This is a genomic window from Ruegeria sp. CDSA221, from assembly GCF_059611825.1.
Genome location: NZ_JBXWPK010000003.1, coordinates 299350 through 322262, shown reverse-complemented (window position 1 = coordinate 322262; position 22913 = coordinate 299350). Strand labels below are relative to the sequence as shown.

Annotated in this window: 25 protein-coding genes; 19 read left to right on the top strand and 6 right to left on the bottom strand. The window is 59.8% G+C overall.

Annotated elements, in window-relative coordinates:
• Positions 1-4: 4 nt before the first annotated feature.
• The 6 genes from AC2FJ5_RS06525 (at position 5) to AC2FJ5_RS06500 (ending at position 7497) form a co-directional block, all read left to right on the top strand.
• The gene (locus AC2FJ5_RS06525) at positions 5-769 is read left to right on the top strand and encodes a uracil-DNA glycosylase (RefSeq protein WP_496693552.1); all 765 of its coding nucleotides are present in this window, start codon (positions 5-7) and stop codon (positions 767-769) included.
• Positions 769-1365, top strand: coding sequence for a metallophosphoesterase family protein (locus tag AC2FJ5_RS06520; RefSeq protein WP_271948518.1), 597 nt, complete (start codon positions 769-771; stop codon positions 1363-1365). The genes AC2FJ5_RS06525 and AC2FJ5_RS06520 overlap by 1 nt, the downstream gene beginning before the upstream one ends.
• On the top strand, positions 1365-1985 hold the full coding sequence (locus AC2FJ5_RS06515) for a LysE family translocator (protein ID WP_496792830.1): 621 nt from the start codon (positions 1365-1367) through the stop codon (positions 1983-1985). Before AC2FJ5_RS06520 ends, AC2FJ5_RS06515 begins: the two co-directional genes overlap by 1 nt.
• A gap of 6 nt (positions 1986-1991) precedes the next feature.
• The gene (gene moaB, locus AC2FJ5_RS06510; RefSeq protein ID WP_496696503.1) at positions 1992-2534 is read left to right on the top strand and encodes a molybdenum cofactor biosynthesis protein B; all 543 of its coding nucleotides are present in this window, start codon (positions 1992-1994) and stop codon (positions 2532-2534) included.
• A gap of 104 nt (positions 2535-2638) precedes the next feature.
• Positions 2639-4093: an efflux RND transporter periplasmic adaptor subunit gene (locus AC2FJ5_RS06505; protein ID WP_496792828.1), complete on the top strand. Its 1455-nt coding sequence runs from the start codon at positions 2639-2641 to the stop codon at positions 4091-4093.
• A gap of 5 nt (positions 4094-4098) precedes the next feature.
• On the top strand, positions 4099-7497 hold the full coding sequence (locus AC2FJ5_RS06500) for an efflux RND transporter permease subunit (RefSeq protein WP_496792827.1): 3399 nt from the start codon (positions 4099-4101) through the stop codon (positions 7495-7497).
• Here AC2FJ5_RS06500 and AC2FJ5_RS06495 read toward each other — a convergent pair.
• Together AC2FJ5_RS06495 and AC2FJ5_RS06490 are read right to left on the bottom strand one after the other, a co-directional pair.
• Positions 7494-7910 (bottom strand): NUDIX hydrolase, encoded by a 417-nt coding sequence (locus AC2FJ5_RS06495; protein WP_496689045.1) that lies wholly within the window; start codon positions 7908-7910, stop codon positions 7494-7496. The two genes, AC2FJ5_RS06500 and AC2FJ5_RS06495, sit on opposite strands and share 4 nt — an antisense overlap.
• Positions 7911-7917: 7 nt before the next feature.
• On the bottom strand, positions 7918-8730 hold the full coding sequence (locus AC2FJ5_RS06490) for a protein-disulfide reductase DsbD domain-containing protein (RefSeq protein WP_281972581.1): 813 nt from the start codon (positions 8728-8730) through the stop codon (positions 7918-7920).
• A gap of 145 nt (positions 8731-8875) precedes the next feature.
• On the opposite strand from AC2FJ5_RS06490, the gene AC2FJ5_RS06485 reads away from it, so the two are divergent.
• Positions 8876-9430 (top strand): YqgE/AlgH family protein, encoded by a 555-nt coding sequence (locus AC2FJ5_RS06485; RefSeq protein ID WP_142635367.1) that lies wholly within the window; start codon positions 8876-8878, stop codon positions 9428-9430.
• Here AC2FJ5_RS06485 and AC2FJ5_RS06480 read toward each other — a convergent pair whose 3' ends face one another.
• Positions 9431-10381 (bottom strand): L-threonylcarbamoyladenylate synthase, encoded by a 951-nt coding sequence (locus AC2FJ5_RS06480; protein ID WP_496701792.1) that lies wholly within the window; start codon positions 10379-10381, stop codon positions 9431-9433.
• A gap of 138 nt (positions 10382-10519) precedes the next feature.
• Between AC2FJ5_RS06480 and AC2FJ5_RS06475 the strand changes: the two genes are divergently transcribed.
• The 7 genes from AC2FJ5_RS06475 to AC2FJ5_RS06445 all read left to right on the top strand — a co-directional run bounded on the left by AC2FJ5_RS06475 (position 10520) and on the right by AC2FJ5_RS06445 (position 17033).
• A complete protein-coding gene (locus tag AC2FJ5_RS06475) occupies positions 10520-12226 on the top strand; it encodes an acyl-CoA dehydrogenase (RefSeq protein ID WP_496792826.1) in 1707 nt (568 codons plus the stop codon).
• Entirely contained in the window at positions 12226-13272 is a 1047-nt protein-coding gene (locus tag AC2FJ5_RS06470; RefSeq protein ID WP_496792825.1) for an MBL fold metallo-hydrolase, read from the top strand. Before AC2FJ5_RS06475 ends, AC2FJ5_RS06470 begins: the two co-directional genes overlap by 1 nt.
• 5 nt (positions 13273-13277) lie before the next feature.
• The gene (locus AC2FJ5_RS06465; RefSeq protein WP_142635374.1) at positions 13278-13727 is read left to right on the top strand and encodes a DUF6173 family protein; all 450 of its coding nucleotides are present in this window, start codon (positions 13278-13280) and stop codon (positions 13725-13727) included.
• A gap of 63 nt (positions 13728-13790) precedes the next feature.
• Entirely contained in the window at positions 13791-15629 is a 1839-nt protein-coding gene (locus AC2FJ5_RS06460) for a glycerophosphodiester phosphodiesterase family protein (RefSeq protein WP_496792824.1), read from the top strand.
• Positions 15616-16176, top strand: coding sequence for a hypothetical protein (locus AC2FJ5_RS06455; protein ID WP_496792823.1), 561 nt, complete (start codon positions 15616-15618; stop codon positions 16174-16176). The genes AC2FJ5_RS06460 and AC2FJ5_RS06455 overlap by 14 nt, the downstream gene beginning before the upstream one ends.
• 68 nt (positions 16177-16244) lie before the next feature.
• Positions 16245-16379, top strand: a complete 135-nt coding sequence (locus AC2FJ5_RS06450; RefSeq protein WP_142635378.1) for an aa3-type cytochrome c oxidase subunit IV — start codon at positions 16245-16247, stop codon at positions 16377-16379.
• Positions 16380-16400: 21 nt separating this feature from the next.
• Positions 16401-17033, top strand: a complete 633-nt coding sequence (locus AC2FJ5_RS06445) for a hypothetical protein (RefSeq protein ID WP_271948503.1) — start codon at positions 16401-16403, stop codon at positions 17031-17033.
• On the opposite strand, the gene AC2FJ5_RS06440 is transcribed toward AC2FJ5_RS06445, so the two are convergent.
• On the bottom strand, positions 17022-17354 hold the full coding sequence (locus AC2FJ5_RS06440) for an AzlD domain-containing protein (RefSeq protein WP_142635382.1): 333 nt from the start codon (positions 17352-17354) through the stop codon (positions 17022-17024). The genes AC2FJ5_RS06445 and AC2FJ5_RS06440 overlap by 12 nt on opposite strands.
• Positions 17351-18061, bottom strand: coding sequence for an AzlC family ABC transporter permease (locus tag AC2FJ5_RS06435; RefSeq protein WP_496792822.1), 711 nt, complete (start codon positions 18059-18061; stop codon positions 17351-17353). Before AC2FJ5_RS06435 ends, AC2FJ5_RS06440 begins: the two co-directional genes overlap by 4 nt.
• Before the next feature lie 49 nt (positions 18062-18110).
• Here AC2FJ5_RS06435 and AC2FJ5_RS06430 point away from each other — a divergent pair, with 49 nt between their 5' ends.
• From AC2FJ5_RS06430 to AC2FJ5_RS06410, 5 genes are read left to right on the top strand one after another with little or no spacing between them, the layout of a single operon-like run.
• Entirely contained in the window at positions 18111-18998 is an 888-nt protein-coding gene (locus tag AC2FJ5_RS06430) for a formate dehydrogenase accessory sulfurtransferase FdhD (protein ID WP_496792877.1), read from the top strand.
• Complete coding sequence (locus tag AC2FJ5_RS06425; protein WP_496792821.1) at positions 18995-19531, top strand: hypothetical protein; 537 nt, start codon at positions 18995-18997, stop codon at positions 19529-19531. Before AC2FJ5_RS06430 ends, AC2FJ5_RS06425 begins: the two co-directional genes overlap by 4 nt.
• The gene (gene mobA, locus AC2FJ5_RS06420) at positions 19528-20172 is read left to right on the top strand and encodes a molybdenum cofactor guanylyltransferase MobA (protein ID WP_496706179.1); all 645 of its coding nucleotides are present in this window, start codon (positions 19528-19530) and stop codon (positions 20170-20172) included. Before AC2FJ5_RS06425 ends, mobA begins: the two co-directional genes overlap by 4 nt.
• On the top strand, positions 20169-20660 hold the full coding sequence (gene mobB / locus AC2FJ5_RS06415) for a molybdopterin-guanine dinucleotide biosynthesis protein B (protein WP_142635390.1): 492 nt from the start codon (positions 20169-20171) through the stop codon (positions 20658-20660). The genes mobA and mobB overlap by 4 nt, the downstream gene beginning before the upstream one ends.
• A complete protein-coding gene (locus AC2FJ5_RS06410) occupies positions 20657-21922 on the top strand; it encodes a molybdenum cofactor synthesis domain-containing protein (RefSeq protein ID WP_496701782.1) in 1266 nt (421 codons plus the stop codon). Before mobB ends, AC2FJ5_RS06410 begins: the two co-directional genes overlap by 4 nt.
• On the opposite strand, the gene AC2FJ5_RS06405 is transcribed toward AC2FJ5_RS06410, so the two are convergent.
• Positions 21919-22911, bottom strand: coding sequence for a hypothetical protein (locus AC2FJ5_RS06405; RefSeq protein WP_142635394.1), 993 nt, complete (start codon positions 22909-22911; stop codon positions 21919-21921). The two genes, AC2FJ5_RS06410 and AC2FJ5_RS06405, sit on opposite strands and share 4 nt — an antisense overlap.
• Positions 22912-22913 lie beyond the last annotated feature (2 nt).

The window sequence follows — 22913 nt, the reverse complement described above, 5'->3', positions numbered from 1 at the left end:
GTCTATGGAATCGGCTTTGGATTATCACACAGCGCGGGCTCTGCTGGATTGGCAGATTGAACTCGGCGCGACGGATGCGATCGGGGATGCCCCGGTGGACCGCTATGCGTTGCCCGACACTGCGCCCAAATCCAAAAAGCCCACAGCGGTACAAACGGCGCCGGAAAAGCCCAAGCCGGTCGATGCGTTGGCGATTGCCGATTCAGTCGCCAAGACTGCTGGATCGCTGGACCAGTTGCGCGCTGCGATGGATGCGTTTGATCATTGCGATTTGAAACGTGGCGCGCGCCAGTTGGTGTTTGCCGACGGGACGCCGGGCGCCCGGGTGATGATCATCGGCGAGGCTCCGGGCCGGGATGAAGACCGTGAGGGCAAGCCTTTTGTTGGCCGGGCCGGGCAGTTGCTGGACAGGATGTTGTCCGCGATTGAGCTGAACCGTGCCGAAAACGTCTATATCACCAATGTTCTGCCCTGGCGGCCCCCGCAGAACCGGGATCCCAAGCCCGAAGAGATCGGCATGATGAAGCCGTTTCTGGAGCGCCACGTCGCATTGGCCAAGCCCGAGGTTCTGGTCGTGATGGGCAATATCAGCTGTCAGGCGGTGCTGGGCAAACGCGGTATAACTCGGTTGCGCGGCCAGTGGGATCAGGCTTGGGGGCTGCCGGTCATCCCGATGTTTCACCCTGCTTACTTGCTGCGGCAACCGCCAATGAAACGGCAGGCCTGGGCAGATCTGTTGGAGTTGAAGGCCCGGCTGGAGGGCAAGTGATGCGCATCCTGGCCTTTTCCGACCTGCATATGGCGCGCAGTCGGGCGGTAGAATTGGTTGCCGCCAGCGCCGAGGCGGATCTGGTGATCGGTGCTGGTGATTTCTGCAATATGCGGCAAGGGCTGGATCAGGCGATGGAGATGCTTGCGGGCATTTCGGCCCCTCTGGTCCTAACCCCCGGCAATGCCGAAAGCGTCCAAGAGCTGACAGCGGCTGTGCCCGAAGGTGTCCACGTGCTGCACGGTACCGGGATGACTGTGGACGGGGTGCGCCTGTTTGGTCTGGGATATGGTGTGCCCGTGACGCCTTTTGGCGGTTGGTCCTGCGATCTGACCGAGGCCGAGGCCGCCGAGTTGCTGGATCGGTGCGACGCTGCCGATATTCTGATTACGCATTCTCCGCCCAAAGGGCATGGCGATGTCACGTCGATGGGCGGCGCCGTCGGTTCGGTCGCGGTGCGCGACGCGATCGAGCGGGTGCAGCCGCAGCTTTCTCTGCATGGCCATATCCATGACAGCTGGGGGTATCGCGGGGCAATCGGGCGCACCCAAGTGGCCAATCTGGGGCCCAGACCAAATTGGTTTGAGCTGCATTGATGATCGAAACTGTAACCCTTCTGGCGTTTATCCCGGCTGCGCTCGCTCTGAACCTCACACCCGGAGCTGATATGATGTTCTGCTTTGGGCAGGGCCTGCGCAAAGGCGCACGGCCCGCGCTCGCGGCCAGCGCCGGTATTTCTGCAGGGTCGATGGTGCATGTCCTGCTGGCTGGGCTTGGGTTTGGCGCGGCGGTATCCACGCTGCCCTGGCTGTTTGATGTGATCCGTTGGGTGGGGGTGGCCTATCTGCTGTATCTGGCCTGGCGTTCGATCAAAAACGGTGCTGCGCCGACCGAGGCACCGGCACATAGCGGGAAACTTGCGTTTCGTGATGGGCTGCTGGTCAATCTCACCAATCCAAAGGTCATCCTGTTCGTGCTGGCCTTCATCCCGCAATTTGTGGACCCGGCCTTTGGGCCAATCTTGCCGCAGTTCCTGACCCTTGGCCTTATCATCGCGCTGGGCGGCTTTGTGGTGAACGGGATGGTCGGCATGTTTGCCGGTGGCACGGGCCGAGTCTTGGTCTCGAACCCGCGTGCGTCGCGTTTCATGGGCTGGGTGACCGGAGGGATTTTTACGGCGCTCGCCATTCGGCTTGCGATTATGGAAAGGGCCTGACGTCATATGTCACGCATCGACGAAAGCAAAGAATTCATTCCAGTTCGGATCGCCGTCCTCACTGTCTCGGATACGCGGACGCTGCCCGAGGACAGATCGGGACAGACTTTGGTGGATCGGATTCAGGCGGCGGGCCATTTGGTCGCGGACCGCAAGATCCTTCCGGATGAGCGCGCCCAGATTGCAGAACAGCTGCGCGTGTGGATCGCAGATCCTGAAATAGATGCCGTCATCTCGACCGGGGGTACCGGCCTGACAGGGCGCGACGTTACAGTCGAGGCGCATCGGGATGTCTACGAGAAGGAAATCGACGCATTCGGCACGGTTTTTACAATCCTGTCGATGCAAAAGATCGGCACCTCTGCCGTCCAGTCGCGCGCCACAGGTGGCGTCGCCGGGGGCACCTATCTGTTTGCATTGCCCGGCAGCCCCGGTGCCTGCAAGGATGCCTGGGATGGAATATTGCTAAAACAGTTCGATTATCGTCACCGGCCCTGCAATTTCGTGGAAATTATGCCCAGATTGGACGAACATCTGCGACGGAAGTAAGCTGGTTACACGTTCAAATGTGTATTACCGCTTTGTGGCTTGGCATTTTTCGGGGCAAAGCTACCTTCTGAAATGCCAGCCTGATGCGAACGGGGTGATAGTAAATGCGCTTTCTGAGGCAGAGCCTTGCCGGAGTTTTCCTGACGTCCTTGACGTTGGCACTCTTGTTTGTGGCGGTTCAGATGATCGCGGGTGCAGTGCAGGATGTTCTGACGCGCGAGGATGCCGCTCCGCAGGCGCGGGAGCGCATTTTTGCGGTTACTGTCCGGAATGCCGAAGTGGAAACCGTAACGCCTTATCTTGAAGCATTTGGCGAGGTGCAAAGCCGCCGCCGCCTGGAACTGCGTGCAGCGCTTGGTGGCCGTGTGATTTCCTTGTCCGAAGATTTTGAAGATGGCGGTGCTGTCACTGCAGGAGAGGTTCTGGTCGAGCTTGATCCGGCGGATGCACAATCGGCGCTGGACCGCGCCAAGTCGGACCTGCTGGATGCTCAGTTTGAGGAACGCGATGCCGAACGGTCGCTGCTGCTGGCGCAGGATGAGCTGAACTCGGCCGAGGCGCAGGCCGAATTGCGGGGCCGTGCCCTGCAGCGTCAAAAAGACTTGAAAAGCCGGGGAGTGGGCGCGGCGGCATCCGTGGAAGAGGCGGAACTGGCCGAGGCATCGGCACAGCAATCTGTTTTGGCCCGGAGGATCGCGCTGGCACAGGCGGAATCGCGCGTCGATCAGGCAACGACTTTGCTGGCCCGCGCCCGTATCGCGCTTGCCGCTGCCGAACGTGATTTGGAAGACATGACTATCCACGCTCGGTTTGGGGGAACATTGACCGACGTGACTTTGGTTGAGGGTCGCCTGGTGTCAGCCAACGAAAAACTGGCCGAATTGGTTGATCCTAAAGCACTTGAGGTGGCCTTTCGCGTCTCGACCGCGCAATTCGTGCGCCTGCTGGATGCTGAAGGGGATCTGATCAATTCCCCGGTCACTGTATCGCTAGAGGTCACAGGAGCAGATCTTGCGGCACAGGGCCGCATAAGCCGCGATAGCGGCTCGGCCGGAGAAGGGCAAACCGGTCGCCTGCTTTATGCCTTGCTCGAGGATACTTCGGGATTCAAGCCCGGTGATTTCGTGACAGTCTCGGTTCAGGAACAGCCGCTTGAGAACGTGGTGCGCCTGCCGTCCTCGGTTCTGGATTCAGCAGGGACGGTTCTGATTCTGGGCAAGGATGACCGGCTTGAGGTTCTACCAGTGCAGTTGATCCGCCGTCAGGGTGATGAGGTGCTGCTGCGCGGGCGGGGGTTGGAAAGTCGCGAGGTTGTCATTGGTCGAACGCCTCTGCTTGGGGCCGGTGTCCGGGTCAGGCCGCTGCGGGATGAGGCCAGCGCAGGGGGCCAGACGGATATGGTCGAGCTGTCCGAGGAACAGCGTGCCCAGCTGGTGGCGCAGGTCGAAGCCAGTGATGCATTGCCTCAAGATGTCAAAGCCCGCGTGCTGGGCCAACTGGGCGAAGCCAAGGTTCCCGCGTCGTTGGTGCGCAGCATTGAAAACCGAGCCGGAGGTTAGGCGCGATGATGCGCGAAATTCCCGGCGCGGCTGGGGGGATACTCAGCTATTTCACGCGCCACAGGACGGTCGCCAACCTGCTGCTGCTAGTTATGCTGGTGCTGGGCGCGGCGGCCATCCCGAATATGCGGGCGCAGTTCTTTCCCGATGTGATCCTTGAACGGGTGGATGTCAGCGTTAGCTGGGATGGAGCTGGCCCTGAAGATGTCGATAATGGCATCGTTCAGTTGTTGGAGCCGGCCCTTCTGGCCGTTGAAGGCGTGTCCAGCACCTCTTCGACTTCGCGCGAGGGCACAGCCCAGATCCGGATGGAGTTCGAGCCGAACTGGGATATGTCTCGCGCGGTCGAAGAGGTCAGAACAGCGGTCGACAGTGTCACCAACCTGCCAGACGACGCTGATGAGCCGACCATCCGACGCGGCGCCTGGCGCGATCGCGTCACGGATGTTGTCGTCACCGGCCCTGTCGATCCTGAACAGCTGGCCAAGTTCACCGATGAGCTGATCAACCGTTTGTTCGCTGTTGGCGTGACCCGCACCACGATCCGGGGCCTCGCCGCGCCGCGCGTTGTAGTCGAGGTGCCCACAGCACAGCTGATCGCCAACGACATCACCCTATCCGAGATCGCCATAGCCATCGCTGCCGAGGTCAACGCCAATCCGGCAGGGGATGTGACAGGGGCCAATGCGCGCATTCGCACCGGCACCGAAAAGCGCAGCCCGGAAGAGATCGAAGGGATCACGCTGCGCAATTTCGCAGATGGCTCAAAACTGCTGATCGGTGATGTGGCGCAGATCCGGATCGAGGGGGTTACCCGAAACCGCAGCTATTTTGTTGGCAAGAACCCTGCAATGTCCGTCCGTGTGGACCGGTCAAATCTGGGGGACGCGATTGAAATTCAACACACGGTCGAAGATGTCGTCTCGCAGATGCAAGCCAGCCTGCCCGAGGGCGTAAAGGCCGAACTGATCCGGACACGGGCGCAAGCGATCACCGACCGGCTGGATATTCTGGTCGATAACGGGCTGGTTGGGCTGGGTCTTGTGGTCTGCCTGCTGTTTCTGTTTCTGAATGCGCGGATTGCCTTTTGGGTTGCCGCGGGTATTCCGGTGGCAATGTCGGCGGCGATTGCGTTCATGTATATTGGCGGCCTGTCGATCAACATGGTGTCGTTGTTCGGCTTGATTATCACTCTGGGTATCGTCGTGGATGACGCCATCGTTGTGGGTGAACATGCCGATTTTCGCGCGCGACGGCTGGGTGAGCCACCAATGGTGGCCGCCGAACGCGCCGCACGTCGCATGGCGATGCCGGTCTTTGCTGCGACGCTGACCACGGTTATTGCCTTTTTTGGCCTGACTGCGATTGGTGGACGTTTCGGAGAGTTAATCCGCGATATCCCCTTCACGGTGATAGCGGTATTGATCGCCTCGCTGATCGAATGCTTTCTGATCCTGCCCAACCATATGGCCCACGCGATTGCGCACTCTGCCAAGGAACATTGGTATGATCTGCCGAACCGTGTGGTTAACAAGGGGTTTCGCTGGGTGCGCGATACGCTGTTCCGACCGCTGATCGCCTGGGTAATCTGGGCACGCTATGTGGTGGTGTCGGCGATGATCGTCATTCTGGCCAGCCAGATTTCCCTGTTCATACGCGGGGACGTGAACTGGCGGTTCTTCAATGCGCCCGAGCGTGGATCGGTTACAGGCAATTTTATCATGGCCGAGGGCGCAGGCCGCGCGGATACGTTGGCCATGATGCACCAACTGCAGGCCTCGGTAGAGGCGCTTGGCCAACGCTATGAAGAGCGGCACGGGCGCAACCCCATTGATTACGTGCTGGCCGAGATCGGGGGATCCGCGGGCCGTGCACTTTCGGCAGCGGATGGCAAGGACACGGATTTGCTGGGCGGGATTTCGATCGAGTTGATAGATGCCGACCTGCGCCCCTATTCGAGCTTCGAGTTTGTCGGAGAGTTGCAGGAAATGGCGCCAAGCCATCCCAAACTTGAGCTGCTCAGCTTCAGGGGCTGGCGGTCTGGTCCGGGAGGAGATGCGATTGACGTGCAGCTCTACGGCGCCGATGTGAACACGCTTAAAACGGCTTCCGAGGACTTGCAGGTCGCGCTTTCGAAATACCCTGAGGTTTCAGCGCTGGAAGACAATCTGGCCTATGACAAGGAAGAATACATTTTGGATCTGACCGCGCAGGGACAGGCGCTGGGCTTTCGGATCGAAACATTGGGCCGGGTGCTGCGGGACCGTCTGAACGGGATCGAGGCCGCGACCTTCCCGGATGGCCCGCGCAGTGCCGAGATCCGGGTTGAATTGCCTGAAGGAGAACTGACCGCCGATTTCCTGGAACGCACACTGATGCGCACGCCCGATGGAGTCTATGTCCCGTTGGCCGATATCGTTTCGGTTCAGCGTAAATCCGGATTCTCGACCGTGCGGCGTGAAAACGGACTGCGGGTGATTTCGGTCTATGGCGATATCTCCGAGGATGATCCAACACGCGCGGCCGAGATCGCCCGTGCGATGAGCGAGGAAATTCTGCCCAATATCGCAGCCACACGTCAGGTCGAGTGGACCATGGCAGGTCTGAGCGAGCAGGAAGAAGAGTTTCTGTCCGAAGCCCGTACCGGTCTGATCCTGTGCCTGACGGGCATCTATCTGGTGCTGGCCTGGGTCTTTGCCAGTTGGACCCGACCATTGGTGGTGATGGCGATCATTCCGTTTGGTTTGGTCGGAACCATTTGGGGCCATTATATCTGGGAGGTCCCGCTCAGCATGTTCACGGTTGTTGGCCTGCTTGGGATGACCGGAATCATCATCAACGACTCGATTGTTCTGGTGACGACGATTGACGAGTATCAGCAGACTCGTGGGCTGATGCCCTCCATCGTCGAGGGGACATCGGACAGATTGCGGCCAGTAATGCTGACGACGCTGACCACGGTTCTGGGCCTGACCCCACTGTTGTACGAAGGATCGCAGCAGGCACAGTTCCTCAAACCGACCGTGATCACGCTGGTCTATGGGTTGGCGTTTGGGATGGTGCTGGTATTGCTGCTCGTTCCTGCCCTGCTGGGGATCCTGAACGATCTGTCGCGGCCAATGACGGCCATGCGTCGCGCAATTCGGGCGCCGGATCGTGTGGTGCAGGGGGCGCTTGTTGTCACCGGGTTTGCCTTGATGCTCTGGTTTGCGTTGACGATGATCTGGCCTGCGGTGACCGGGTCTCCACCGGGCCTTGTTTCGGGGCTTTATGCCGGGCCAGAGGGCCCCTCAATCCTGCGGATGGGGTTTGGAGCTTTTACTGCCGGCGCCACGGTGATTCTGGTGGTGAGCATTGTTTTGTCGGGCCTGTTGTACGCCCGTCTCAAAGGACGCACTGCCTAGCCCTGACGCAGGGCGGTTTCCAACAGGTTTGAGACTCGGTCGCTCATGGGCAGTGCGCCTTGTCGGATCAAGTCCAGTGGGAACCAGCGTGCATCCATTGCGTCATCCCCCGCAACCGGTAGCCCGGTCTGATACTGGCAGGCCACGCCAACCAACAGGTAATGAGACAGAACCGCGCCATGAGCGTCGCGGCGCAACAGGTCCAGATTGTCCAGATACCGCAACGGCTCGGCAATCACCGAGGTTTCTTCGCGCAGTTCCCGCTGTGCTGCCTGCAGGACGGTTTCGCCCCATTCCACATGGCCGCCGGGAAAGCCCCATAGCCCCTTATCCGGTTGCTTGCTGCGCTGAACCAGAAGGACGTGCCCGTCATGAATGACGACCGCAAGCGCACCGATTTTCGGAGTTTGCATCATGGGGTCAGCCAGCGCTGCACCCCAGAATGTCCACCGCGTGATTGGCACCCAGAACAGTGATCCGGATCTTTGAGCGATCCAGCGCAAACGGACCGCCCGAGGCGTTGATCACCTCGGATGTGGCGACCAGAGTACCGCCCTGCCGTTTGGCGTCGGTTTGCGAGGCCCACAGCTCGGGGTTGCCGGGTTCGATCACGGCGATCTCGCGGCCACCTGCGGATGGCATGGTGACGCGCGCCTCGATCTGCATTCCGTCAGACGTCGGGGTCAGGTGGCACCGCGCGTTGGCGACCCGGGCTTCTTTGGCGGAATAGGGACGCTTGGCCAGTGCCGCCGCGATCGTCGGGTTGCGCTCTGCTTCGGCGTTCAGGGTATGATCGAAGCCCAAACGTTCCGGGATGCAGACGTCTTTGCAGACCCCCAGATCCACCGTGCCTTTCAGCCGCACGGGTTTGGCCGGGTTCTTCGGCGAAATCTCGACCGGCAGGACCATTTGATTTTCGTATCCAATCGACTGCAGGCCATTCTGGTCAAAGACATCCGGCGCGGGCCATGTGATCGACACGCTGCCGACATTGGTTGATCTTTTCCAGTCGAACTGTGGCGGAATACCCGCATCGCCCGGCGCCCGCCAATAGGTCTTCCAGCCGTCCTGCAGGGTCACCCGCAGCGCCCCAAGATAGGCTCCATTTGCTGTGCGCCCGCCGTCCAGGATATCCAATTCGGCCACCGAGCCGACCACTTGTGCAGATGCCGGTCCAATCGCGCCAACGGTCACGGCAAGGGCGGCTGCCAGAAATGTCTTGTGAATGTTCATACCCTATAAATGCGTGGTCTCGAGGCGAATTCCAAGTCACGTTCGGGTCACTCGAATGAAATCTAGCGAAATCGCCGCTCGTCCCTTGCCAATACCGGGACTGCGGGGGCATTGTTGATGGGAGCTCAGCAAGAGATGTCGTCTTATGGATCTGACCGGTAAACTGTTGATTGCGATGCCTGGGATGGGCGATCCGCGTTTCGATCATTCGGTTGTCTATATTTGCAGCCATGGCGACGATGGCGCGATGGGTCTGATCATCAACAAACCTTCGGATTTACGCATAAAGACGCTGCTGGGTCAGTTGAATATCGCTTGCCGTATCCCGATCGTGGGTGAGCGTCTGGTGCATTTCGGCGGCCCGGTCGAGATGTCGCGCGGATTCGTCCTGCACAGCGCCGATTATGACGCGAACCTCCATTCCCTGCAGATTTCGGACGATTTCAGCATGACTGCAACGTTGGACGTGCTTGAAGACCTGGCCTCGGGGCAAGGGCCGCTGAATTCTATGCTGACGCTAGGGTATTCAGGCTGGGGACCCGGGCAGCTTGAGGATGAGATCGCGATGAACGGATGGCTCACAACCGAGGCGGATTCGAAGCTGGTGTTCGATGTCCCCGATGATCAGAAATGGGAGGCGGCGCTGGCAACGCTGGGCGTCGATCCTCTGACTTTGTCGGCCAGCGCAGGGCGCGCCTAATCAACTGTCACGTGGCGCTGCGGCCCGGCGCAACCGGTCGTTGATAGCGGCACCCAATCCGTGGTCCGGAATAGGCGACACGGCAATCGGGCGTCCGGTGCTGTTGAGCTTGTGCAAAGCCGCAAACAGATTGGCCGCCGCCTCGGTCAGGTTGCCATCAGCGGACAGGTTCAGGTCGCATTCGACCGGCCCAAATCCCAAGAGAATCTCGTCACCATGTGTAGTCTGCGCGTGCAACCGGACCGCCACGTCCGGGGCGTAATGCGACAGCATCTGTCCGGGTGCTGTTAGCGTGTCGCCCGATTGGTGTAGATGCAATGCCGAGCCGAGAGCTGCCTCGATCTGGTCCAAAGCCACCCCTCCGGGGCGTAGCAGAGCAGGTTCTCCAGCGAGGCCGACAATGGTGGATTCCAGCCCGACACCACAGGGACCGTCATCCAGAATGGCAGCGATGCGCCCGTCCAGACCGGCGCGGACATGCGCGGCTGTTGTCGGGCTGATCTGTCCCGAAGGGTTGGCCGAGGGCGCAGCGACCGGCCCGTCGAACATCTCGAGAATAGCCCGGGCAGAAGGATGCGCAGGCACCCGAACCGCCAATGTATCCAGCCCGGCAGTGACAAGCGACGATACACCGTGCCCTTCCCGCAGCGGCAGAACCAGAGTCAGCGGGCCGGGCCAGAACGCCTGTGCCAAAGCCTCGGCCTGATCTGACCATTCAACAAACCTGCGCGCGGACTCTACCGATGCGACATGCGCAATCAGAGGGTTGAAACTGGGCCGGCCCTTGGCGGCATAGATGCTGGCGACAGCCTCTCCGTTGCGGGCATCCCCACCCAGCCCATAGACCGTTTCAGTCGGGAAAGCGACCAGCTGTCCCTGCCTCAAAAGATCCGCAGCCTGAGCAATTCCCGCCGGGTCGGCTGACAGTTCGAGTGTACCGTTAGAGATCATTGTGAGTGACGCCGCGTTTTGATTGCTTGTAGCATAAGGATGGGTACGTAATCGTTCAAACCCAGATGAATAACGGCGAGTCAGCGGATTTCCAACCCCGGCGTCGCGGACCGTTCAAGACAGCCCCGAGGTAATATTATGCCCTATCGCGCACCAGTTGCAGATTACGAATTTCTGTTCCGTCATGCGGTTGATTTTGATCGTATTGCAGCGACCGACAAGTTCGCGGAAGCAAGCGAAGACGTCGTAAGCGCGATCCTGACCGAGGCTGGAAAACTCTGCGAAGAGGTTATGGCGCCGCTTCAGCGAAACGGAGACCTGGAGCCCGCGCGTCTGGAAAACGGCGTGTTGCGTACCTCGCCAGGATTTAGCGACGGTTGGAACGCTATTGCGGAGGGGGGCTGGATCGGCATGAGCGCCGATCCCGAGTATGGCGGTATGGGGCTGCCGATGACCTTGACCACTGCCGTCAACGAGATGATGTCTGCGGCCTGCCTGTCACTGCAACTGGCGCCGCTCATGACGCAGGGCCAGATCGAAGCACTGGAGCACCACGCAAGTGATGAGCTGAAGAACCTGTACCTGCCCAAAATGATCGCTGGTGAATGGTCGGGCACGATGAACCTGACCGAGCCGCAGGCGGGATCGGATGTGGGTGCGCTGACGTCGAAGGCAGAATCGAATGGAGATGGCACCTATTCGGTGTCTGGTCAGAAGATCTTCATTTCCTGGGGTGACAACGATTTTGCTGAAAACGTGTGCCATCTGGTGTTGGCACGCCTGCCCGATGCAGTTCCCGGAACCAAGGGAATATCGCTGTTTCTGGTGCCCAAGTTCCTGCCGGACGAGAATGGCAATCCAGGTGTGGCAAATGACCTGAAAGTGGTTTCGCTCGAGCACAAGATGGGCCTGCATGGTTCGCCAACTTGCGTGATGCAGTATGATGGCGCCAAAGGTTGGCTTGTGGGTAAGGAACATGGCGGAATGGCTGCGATGTTCACCATGATGAACAACGCGCGACTGGGCGTCGGCGGACAGGGTATCGGTGCCGCCGAAGGCGCCTATCAGCAGGCCCTGGAATATGCGCTTGAGCGGAAACAAGGCAAGACACCTTCGGGCACAATCCTCGATCACGCCGATGTACGCCGGATGCTGATGAGCATGCGTGCGGATACTTTTGCTGCGCGCGCGATCATGCTTGCAAACGCAGCCGCGATTGATATGGCCAATGCAACAGGCGACGCGGACTGGGTTTCGCGCGCGGCCTTGTTGACGCCGATAAACAAGGCCTTCGGTACCGAAACCGGTATGCGGGTTTCGGAAGAAGGCGTGCAGGTCCATGGCGGTATGGGCTTTATCGAGGAGACCGGCGCGGCACAGTTCTATCGCGACGTCCGTGTGACCGCGATTTACGAGGGCACCAACGGCATTCAGGCCATGGACCTTGTCGCACGCAAGATGATGGATGGCGGCGAAGCGGCGTCCCGTTTGCTGGACGAAATCGAGGATCACGCTGAACGCGCGCGTGGGTCGATGCCGGAACTGGCGGGTCCTGTCTGGGAGGCCACGGAAAGCCTGCGTGAAACGACCGAGTGGTTGATATCGCAGTCCGACATGAACACGCGATTTGCCGGCGCCGTGCCCTATCTGAAGGCATTCGCCCGCGTTTTGGGCGGTCACTATCACCTCAAGGCGGCCCTGGCCGAGCCAAACGGCACCCGTTTCAAGCTGGCACGCTTTTATATCAATGCGCTGTTGCCTGAGTTTTCGGGGCTTTTGGTTCAGGCGCAGAACGGTGCAGATGACGTCTTTGCTCTCAGCGCCGAGGAAATGGTAGCTGCCTGATGGACGGTGATACACATTTGACGATCCGCTATCCTTGGCCCGAGGCTCCGGCCCTGGGCGAGGCCGTTGAAATTGCCGAAGGCGTGCTTTGGATGCGGTTGCCGCTGCCTATGGCGCTGGATCACGTCAATATCTATGCGCTGGATGATGGCGACGGATGGACGGTGATCGACACTGGCATGTCCTCGAACAAGACGCGCCGTATTTGGGCGGACCTGATGGCGGGACCGCTGGGGGGCAAACCCGTGACGCGCGTGGTGGTGACACATCACCACCCCGATCACGTTGGCAATGCTGGTTGGTTTCAATCTGAACACGGGGCCGAGCTGGTCACGTCGCGTACCGCATGGCTGTTTGCACGGATGCTGACGCTGGATGTGCAGGAAAACTGGCCGCAGGAAACACTGGATTACTACCGAAGCGCCGGGATGGATGCCGATTTCCTTGCCAAAAGGATGACAGAACGGCCCTTCAATTTCTGCGACACGGTCTATCCGATGCCGCTGGGCTTTACCCGGATCAAGCAGGGCAGCGTCATTCGTATGGGCGGGCGCGACTGGGATGTTCATATGGGCAATGGCCACGCCCCCGAACATGCAACTTTTTGGAGCCGTGACGATAATCTGGTGATCACGGGCGACCAGGTTCTCAGCTCGATCAGCCCCAATCTGGGCGTCTATGTTACCGAGCCCATGGCGGATCCAGTGGCGGAGTGGATGGAAGCCTGCGAGCGCCTGCAAGACCTGGCGCGCCCGGATCATATGGCGCTGGGCGGGCATAAACTGCCCTTTACCGGCCTGCCGGTCAGGATGAAGCAGTTGATCGACAACCACCACAGCGCGCTGGACCGTCTGCAGAATTATCTGGACCAGCCCAAAACCGCTGCTGAGTGCTTTGTGCCCTTGTTCAAACGCCAGATCGGTGAAGGAGAGTATGGGCTTGCTCTGGTCGAAGCAGTTGCACATCTGAACCATCTCTACCACATTGGTGCTGTTACCCGAACGCGGCGCGCGGACGGGGCGTGGGAGTTTCAGCGCAAAGGGTAGAAGGCATGGACAAGATCGAAACCTCAGCCGAGGCAGCGGAATCAGCAGCATTGCCCCGATGTTACGAGGTGCATGCCAACCCGGATGCGAAATCCGGCGCCAAGGACCTGCCCGGCCAGTTGCAAAAGCCCGTAGCCACCAAAAGTTCGGCACAATGGGCCTATGAACGGTTGATCCTGTATATCCAGAATTTCGAGAATACGCTGGATGCGGATCATGAGGTCGCCATGGGATTTACTGGGGGTGATGCCGGGGTAATGCGGATCGAAGGGATGGGCTATTTCGACCCTGATATCATCACTTTTTATGGCGCAGATGGGTCCGGGGCGCGAACCCAGCTCGTGCAGCATGTCAGCCAGTTGAATGTAATGCTGCGAGCGCTGCCCAAGTCGGTCGAGGATAAGCCCGCCAATCGCATCGGATTCCGACTGGCGGCTGATCTGGAAGAAAACTGATAGCCTGACTTGCAATTCACGTCTGCGCAGCCTTGAATGAATCAATCATTTGGGGGGCGCAACGTGGCCACTTTTTCTGCCGTTACAAAAGCATACAAGGGCGCGTGGGCACGCCGCCGGGTCTTTGTGCCGATCTATGTCGCCGTGCGCCTGTTGCTGATTGCGCTGATTGCGCCGGGCGTGGCGATTGCGGTGAACCTAGCAGTTTCGCTCTCCAGCCAGACCGCCCTGACGGATCAGGATATTGCCGCGTTCATCCTGTCTCCGCTGGGGTTTGCGGTCGCAATCGCAATGCTCAGCCTGTTCCTGCTGGCCGAGGTCTTTGTCTTCTCGGTCATGGCCGGGTCGCTGAGGATGGGCGAAAGCGATCCGTGGCGCGCGGGGAGCGCGGCGATCAAGTTGATCCTGTCGCGCCTGCCTGCGCTGTTTGGATTTGCTGCACGCCTGGTTCTGCGGATCATCCTGTTGATCCTGCCTTTCGCCGCTATCGCTGCTCTGATCGCCTGGTGGACGCTGACCGAGTATGACATCAACTATTACCTGACCTTCCATCCGCCGTCTTTCTGGATCGCCGTTGCGCTGATCGGAGCTGTGGTGCTGGTCATGGCATGGGTGCTGATTCGCAAGCTGTCCGCATGGGCGCTGGGACTGCATCTGGTTCTGTTCGAAAACCTGCCACCGGCTGATGCTTTCCAGGTCAGCGCGGATCGGATGGAGGGCAAGCGCGGGCGGCTCAAGATCGCACTGGTGTATTGGCTGGGGCTGAGGGCAGTTCTTGCCGCGCTGATCGCTTGGGGCGCGGGATCATTATTCGCGTTGGTGCCCCTGCAGGGGGCAGAGCATCTGCGGCTGGCGCTAGTTTACAGCCTTCTGGTCGCCGGGCTCTGGTCGTTGGCCGGGCTGGTTTTGGCAGCCACCGCGCTGGGAGCACTGGCGGTTTTGCTGGACGGTTTTTTCGAGATCCGGACCTCTGAACCACCACATCCCGCGCCAGGCAATCTGCGCATTGGTCTGCTGAGTGCTGTTGGCATTGCGGCGGTGGCGGTATTGGTCGGGCTCTGGTTCGGTCAATCCCTGCTGGAACGCGTTCAGGCCCCTGACAGGGCCGAGGTGATCGGCCACCGTGGTGCCGCTGCGTTACGGCCGGAAAACACCATGGCTTCGGTTCTGAAGGCGATTGAGGACGGGGCGGACTGGGTTGAAATCGACGTGCAGGAAACGGCGGATGATGAGATAATCGTCGCCCATGATAGCGATTTCATGAAGCTGGCCGGGGTGAACCTGAAGGTCTGGGATGCCACGATGGAAGACGTGGCCGAGATCGATATCGGCAGTTGGTATGGCCCGGAATATGCCGATGAACGCACGCCAACGCTGCGCGACGTGCTGGCTGCGGCCAAAGACAGGGCCAAGGTGATCATCGAGTTGAAATATTACGGTCATGACGTCGATCTGGAAAACCGCGTTGCGGCCTTGGTCGAGGAATTCGGCATGGAGGATGACATCGCCACCATGTCGTTGAAATATCCAGCTGTGCAAAAGATGCAGGCACTGCGCCCTGAATGGCGAGCGGGGGTTTTGGCGGCAACCGCCGTGGGCGATCTGTCGGGTCTCGAAGGGGATTTTGTGGCTGTCAACGCCGCTATGGCCACGCCGGGGCTGGTACGTTCGGTGCAGGCCGCGGGCAAGGATATCTATGTCTGGACGGTGAATGACCCGTTGCAGATGTCGGCCATGGCCTCGATGGGGGTGGATGGGCTGATCACGGACCGACCGGCAATGGCCAAAGAAGTCTTGCGTATCCGCGCTGAAATGGGGCCGGCTGAACGTCTGATGCTGTGGCTGGCAACGGTGCTCGGCATGGCCGTTGATACCGATGCGATGCGCGATGAAAGCCCGTAATCTGGCCGTTTCTCTGGCGCTGATCGCGGCGCCAGTCGGCGCGCAGGACTTTATGCGCAGTCTTGAGATGCCCGCCCATCGCGCGCTGATCGCACAGCGGGGCGCTGCGGAATTGACGCCATTTGAAACGGATGGCTGCTCGGGCGGGTTGTCAGCCAGTTGGCGCTTTGTGGCCGACACGTTTCCCAGCTTTCAGGCCCTGTTCGAGGCGCATCCCCCATGGGAGAGTTGCTGTGTCAGCCATGACCGGGCCTATCACCACGCGGGCGGAGGCCTGCGCCCCGAAGACAGTTATGACGCGCGCCTGTCAGCCGATGACAGCCTGAGAGCCTGCGTGCGGCAACACGGGGATGAGAACGCCGAAATTTACGCCGAACGCTATGACATGACTTCGGATCAGATACAATCCGCCCATGCCATAACCGCCGAGGCCATGTATGGCGCGGTGCGATTGGGCGGGGCGCCCTGTTCGGGCCTGCCCTGGCGGTGGGGGTTCGGATATCGCGGGTGTTCGGTCTTTAATTCCGTGTCACCTGCGCCCGAATGACGTGGTGACAGGCCCGGGATTTTCGATTATCCAACGTATCAAACACGCGAATTAGGATTCTGAAAATCATGGCTGAACATAAGCACGGCGAAATGGACATCACCGTTCAAACCAAAACCTTCAACGGTTTCGTAAAAGCGACCACATGGTGCGTGGTGGCGATTGCTTTCCTTTGCCTGTTTCTGGCGGTTTTCGCCGCTTAATCCCGGGCGAGGCTGACCGCCGTGATCAGATTTGTGATTGCCTGCCTGCTGGCAGCAACAGTGGCTGGCTGTGCCGGTTCGCAGCGTCCGCAGGCCGATCAGACCGAAGTTGTGGCCCGTTCCTATCGTGATCCGGGACCATCAACACTGACGCTCTATACCATGATCAGCACCCGGACCGGTTCGGGGGCGCATACCTCGCTGATGATAAGCGGCAGCGAGAGGGTGATCTTCGACCCCGCAGGCTCGTTTCGCGCCGATGTAGTGCCGATCCGAAACGATGTTCTGTATGGCATCACGCCGAATGTCGAACGCGCTTATCGCAGCAGCCACGCGCGCGAAACGCATTATGCGCGTATCCAGACGATTCAGGTGACACCACAGCAGGCCGAAATTGCCCTGCAACTGGCCAAGCAGATGGGCCCTGTATCCGAAGCGTTTTGCGCCAACTCAACCTCGCAGCTATTGCAGCAGGTGCCGGGTTTCGAGCAGATCAATACGACCTTCTACCCGGTCAAGCTGTCCGATCAGTTCGGTGAACTCCCCGGCGTCGTGACCACCGAATACCGCGAGAATGACGATGCTGACCTGCAGGCCGGTTTGGCCTCGAACAATGCGCGCCTGAACCAGTTGGAAGCGGCCTCAACCCAATAGGTATAGCAAGCCATAGAGCGTGCCCGCCCCGGCAAAGATGGCAATGACCACGTTTTTTGTGATGACACCAACCGCCAAAGCAACCGCTGCGGCGGCCATGCGCGGCACGTCGGGCTGACCATCCGTTGCGGTTGGCCAGACCACCAGCGGCGCAATCAGGGCCGGGACGATGGCAACGGCGGTATAGCGCAGGTGGCGTAACAACCAGGGTGGCATCGGGCGGTCTCCGACGATGCCGATAAAGGTAAAGCGTAGGGCAAAGCTGCCAATCGCCAAGCCAACGATAATGCTCCACATGGTCACCGGATCAATCTGTGTCATGGCCTATTCCGCTCTAACATCAATTCGGCCTGCGCCCCTGCGATCATCCCGGCGGTCCCGGCGATCAGCAGGCCCAGGTTGAACGGCACGCCTACGGTCAACAGAGCAACGGTTATGGCGACTAAGGCGGCGATGACATGGGCAAGCGTCCTCATCATCGGCCCGATCATTGCCAGGAATGTGATCGGAAGTGCAAAATCCAGCGCCCAGCTTTCTGGAATCTGTGCGCCCAAAACTGCGCCAAGATAAGTTGCCAAAATCCAAAGCGGCGTGATCGGCGTGACCGAGCCAAAGAAATAGGCCATGCGCTGCGGCACGGTCATATCGGGCTTTTTTTCGAACTGTACAATGGAGCAGGCATAGGACTGATCGACCGTCAGATAGGCGGCGCAGGCCCGTTGCCACAGGGGGGCCGCCCCAAGATAAGGTGTCAGTGAGGCCGAATACATTGCCACGCGTAGGTTAACCGCCAGGGCCGATGCCAGAACGATCAGGCTGGGTGTGTTGTCCTGCAACAGCTGCAGGGCGGTGAACTGGGCCGCCCCGGCAAAGACAGCCGCCGAAAAGGCGATTGTCTGGACAATATCCAGCCCAGCCTCGGTCGCAAATACGCCGAAAAGTGTGCCGAACGGAATTGCCACAAAGATAAACGGCGCTCCATCACGAAAACCCTTCCAGAAGTATGACTTGGATGTGGTGTAAGCCATGGCAAATTCCTATGGTATCGCCAACAGCAGTAGCGATCTTGGGAAAGGGTTGCAATTGGCCACGAAACCGGATGCCACCGACTACATCATCGCCCCTGATCCCGGCGCGGTTCGCCTGACCCGTGCGGTTGAAGGCATCGACCAGAATGGCGCGGTCAGCCGGATCTCGGTCGTTGAGGAACGCCCCCTGACGATTTTCCTCAACGCGCAGGAAATCGTGACTGCAATGACAATCGGCGATTACCCTGAATATCTGGCGCTGGGGTTCCTGCGCAATCAGGGGATGCTGTTGGCCGATGATGACATTACCGGCGTGGATTACGATGACGATCTGGAAACCGTGGTGGTGCGCACCGCGCGCGAAACCTCATATGAGGACAAGCTGAAGAAAAAGACCCGAACCAGCGGCTGCGCGGTCGGCACTGTGTTTGGTGACATGATGGAAGGGCTGGAGGACGTGCGCCTGCCGCAGGTTCAGGTCCGCACCTCATGGCTGTATGATCTGGCAGCCAAAATCAACCGAACCCCTTCATTGTATCTTGAGGCTGGTGCAATTCACGGCACGGTCCTGTGTCGGGAAAACCGGCCGTTGGTCTATATGGAGGACGTGGGCCGCCACAACGCGGTCGACAAGATTGCAGGCTGGATGCTGTCCGAAAGTGTAGGGGCCGAAGATAAGATCCTCTACACCACAGGTCGTTTGACCTCGGAAATGGTGATCAAGACCGCGATGATGGGCATCCCGGTGCTGGCGTCACGGTCAGGCTTCACCGCCTGGGGTGTCGAAATCGCGCGTGAGGTTGGCCTGACCCTGATCGGCCGCATGCGGGGGCAGCGGTTCGTGTGTCTTGCGGGCGAGGACCGGTTGGTGCGCGACGTCGACCCGTCAACAGTGGCGGTCGAAGATAAAAAGCATAGACGGAAAAGTGCGGAATGATTTTGGAAGTCTTTGGTTTATTTATTTTATTCGTCGCGACATTGGGCTTGCTGCCATTGATGGTCTATGTGTTCTGGCTCCTTGAGCGGTCGAAACGCACGATCATTGAGGGTATGGCGCAATTGGACGTCAACCTGCGTAACCGTCTGGGGTGGGCGCCAGAGGAATATATCAGCATTTGGAACATCGCCGCCCCCTTTCGGCTTGGTTGGCAGGCATGGGGGGAGTTGTCTCAAAAACAAGCACTCGTGCTTCAGCGGGTTTTGATGCACGGTCTGCCTGAGTTTGCCGGGATACCAGATGAGGTCAGAAAGGCGGTGCGCACGTATCGGTGCTGTTTTGGTCTTATCTTTGCTGTTGGGGCGGTCTTAGTGTTTTTGCCAGCCCACTATAGCCTGAGTTACAAGGCGGCCGAATTGACGGGGTGGCCTGCAATTATTTGGTTTACAGCATTCGGATTGGCCGTCTGTCCATTGCTTTTCCTGCCCACCCAGAAATTCAGGAAATGGCCCGCGCTTGAGGAGATCAAATGACCCGCCCTCTCGGCATCATCCTCGCAGGAGGCCTTGCCACTCGGATGGGTGGTGGCGACAAAGGCTTGCTGACAGTCGGTGGGCAGAGCCTGCTGTCTCATGTCATTGACCGGTTTGGCCCGCAGGTGGTCGGTCTGGCGCTGAATGCCAATGGTGATCCTGAACGGTTCGCCGACCTCAACCTGCCGGTTCTTCCCGACACGATTGAAGGTTTCGCCGGGCCTCTGGCGGGTGTGCTGGCGGGGCTCGATTGGGCAGCAGAACAGGGGGCCGACAGTATCGTCACCGCCGCTGCCGACACGCCGTTTTTTCCGCGCGATCTTGTGGCGCGCCTAACGGATGCTGCTCAAGGGCAAACCCATCCGCTGGTGCTGGCGACTACGCCTCGAACCGGGGATGAAGCACTGAAATCCGGCGGCGGCAAACGGGTCAACCGGCATCCGACATTTGGCCTCTGGCCTGTCGCGTTGCGAGATGATTTGCGGGACGCCTTGAATGACGGGCTGCGCAAGGTTGTGCTGTGGACCGATAAACATGATGGGCGTGAGGCGTTGTTTCCGGCGGAGCCGTTTGATCCCTTCTTCAATGTCAACACGCCCGACGATCTGGCGCGGGCGCAAAAGCTGCTGGAGCAGGCATGAAGGTCTATGGCGTCACCGGCTGGAAAAACGCGGGCAAGACCGGCCTGATGGAGCGTTTGGTGGCCGAGATCACCGCGCGCGGCTTTTCGGTTTCGACCGTCAAACATGCCCATCACGCCGCCGATGTCGACCAGCCCGGCACGGACAGTTTTCGCCATCGAGAAGCCGGTGCGTCCGAGGTGCTGTTGGCGTCCGGCAAGCGCATTGCGATGATGCAGGAACTGCGCGGCGCACCCGAGCCGCCTCTCTCTGATCTGCTGGCACGCTTGGCTCCGGTTGATCTTGTGCTGATCGAGGGGTTCAAACGCGAAGCCCACCCCAAGGTCGAGGCGTATCGGGTGGCCGCAGGAAATCCGTTGATTGCGGCCGAGAACGAAACTGTGCGCGCGGTTGCCAGTGACACAGAGCTGAACTTCGACCGTCCGGTTTTTGATCTGGACGACACCGCAGCCATCGCAGGGTTCATTCTGCAAGAGGTAGGATTATGAGCAAACCGGACATTGCCCCACCGCCCCTGCGCAACGATTGTTTTGCCTTGCCTGCGGGCGTGAGCTGGACGCCGGTTGACGAGGCGTTGGCCCTGCTGCGCGACCGCCTTTCGGTCGTGATGGGGGCTGAAACCGTTCCGTTGGCACAAGCCGCAGGTCGGATTTTGGCCGCCGATGTATATGCCCAACGATCGAACCCGCCGCAGGCAAATACGGCGGTAGATGGCTATGGCTTTGCCGGTCCGGTTCCGGATGGGCCGCAGGTGATGCCGCTGCAAGACGGGCGTGCGGCGGCTGGTGTTCCCTTTGATGGTCAGCTTGCGCCCGGCCACGCCATACGGATTCTGACTGGTGCGGCCCTGCCCGATGGGGTGGACACCGTTATTCTGGAAGAGGACGTGACAGTTCAGGATGGGTATATCGCCTTTCGCGGCCCCCTGAAACAGGGTGCCAATACCCGCAATGCGGGCGAAGATGTGGTTGGAGGTGATCTGGCTTTGCCCGCTGGACGCCGGTTGACACCTGCCGATCTGGCCCTTCTCTCCGCGACGGGTGCTGGTGATCTGCTGGTTCGCAAAGCTCTGCGGGTGGCCGTCCTGTCAACGGGGGATGAGCTGGTCGAGGCCGGCGAGGTTGCTGAGCCAAGGCAAATCTACGATGCCAATCGCCCAATGTTGCTGGCTCTGATCCAGCGGATGGGATTCCAGCCACTGGATATGGGCCGCGTTGCCGATGATCGTGAAACCCTGCGCGAGCGGCTGAACGAAGCTGCGAAAGAGGCGGATGTTGTTCTGACTAGCGGCGGCGCGTCGGCAGGGGACGAAGATCATGTCTCCGCTCTGTTGCGGCAGGCCGGAGCGATGCAGGAATGGCGTATTGCCCTGAAACCGGGGCGACCTCTGGCTTTGGGGATTTGGGATGGAGTGCCGGTTTTCGGACTGCCCGGCAATCCAGTAGCGGCATTGGTCTGCACCCTAATCTTTGCCCGCCCGGCGCTGGGCCTGATGGCTGGCGAGGGCTGGCGGGACCCGCGGGGGTTCGATCTGCCTGCCGCCTTTGATAAGCGCAAGAAACCCGGGCGGCGGGAATATCTGCGGGCCCGTATCCGAGACGGAAAAGCCGAAGTTTTCAACTCGGAAGGGTCCGGGCGGATCAGCGGGCTAAGCTGGGCCGAAGGGCTGGTCGAGATCGAAGACGGCGCGCGCCACATCCAACCGGGTGATCTTGTCCGGTTCATCCCCTATGGAAGTTTCGGAATCTAGTCGAAGGTTCCGGCCACACGCCCCAGCAACATGAAGGCCCGCGCGGTTCTTGTATCCCCCAAAGCGGTCAGCTCTGCATCGCTGGCACGGGGTTCAAACTCGATGATCATGTGATCGAACCGGCGTAGAAAGTGATGGGCGGCGTCCCGGAAAATGGGATCCTGCTTCATCCGGGCCGAAGTCAGCGCCAGCGAGGAGCGGTCGCGAATGCCGCCCAAGGCCGCGACAGCCCGTCCGCGCCCACCCTGCGCAAATTGCCGCCAGATCTCGGGGCGGGCCATGTCAGGGCGCAGGTCATCCATATAGATGCCCTCTTGGCTGAGCAGGGTCAGCACGTCCTGAGAGGCCTGTACAAGCTTGGCTGTCTTGCGGTCCTTGAGCGCCAGCCGTAGGGCATCAAAGCCTTCGGTATCTTCCTGTGTTTCCGGAAAATTCAGCGCACGGATAAAGATGTCGGTGCCAAGCGGGGGCACGATATCCCCAGCTTGTGTACCCAGTTCCAGCGAAGTCTGATCGCCGTTCCCCACTGCTGTCGGTTGCTGTGCGGGTTCCCTGCGCTTGGTTGAAAACGTGGCCAGCGCGCTTTCGGCTTTCTTGGCCGTTTCCGCGATCTGATCCAGCTTTTTGGATACGGCTGGCTCATAGGTGCTGGAAGATCGCTGTTGCTGAGCGATATATGCGTTTCGGATGGCGTCAATCGAGGTTTGTAGTCGTGCGCTTTCCTCGCGCATGATCCGGCTGGCGCGCATGGCCATTGCTGCGACCCAGATCATCGCTACCGGCATGAAGACCGCCAGCAAGGTCACGACAAAGCCTCCGCCGTCGACCTCGTCGGGCAGCACCAGAAAAACAACCGAGACGATCAGCCAGATCACGCTGAGGGCGACGGCTGCAATTTCGATCTCGGTTATCGAAGGCTTGGTTGGCCTATCATATATGCCCAGTGAGGTTGGCCGATTGGCTTCCTGCTCTGGCGTGGGCTCGGACATTG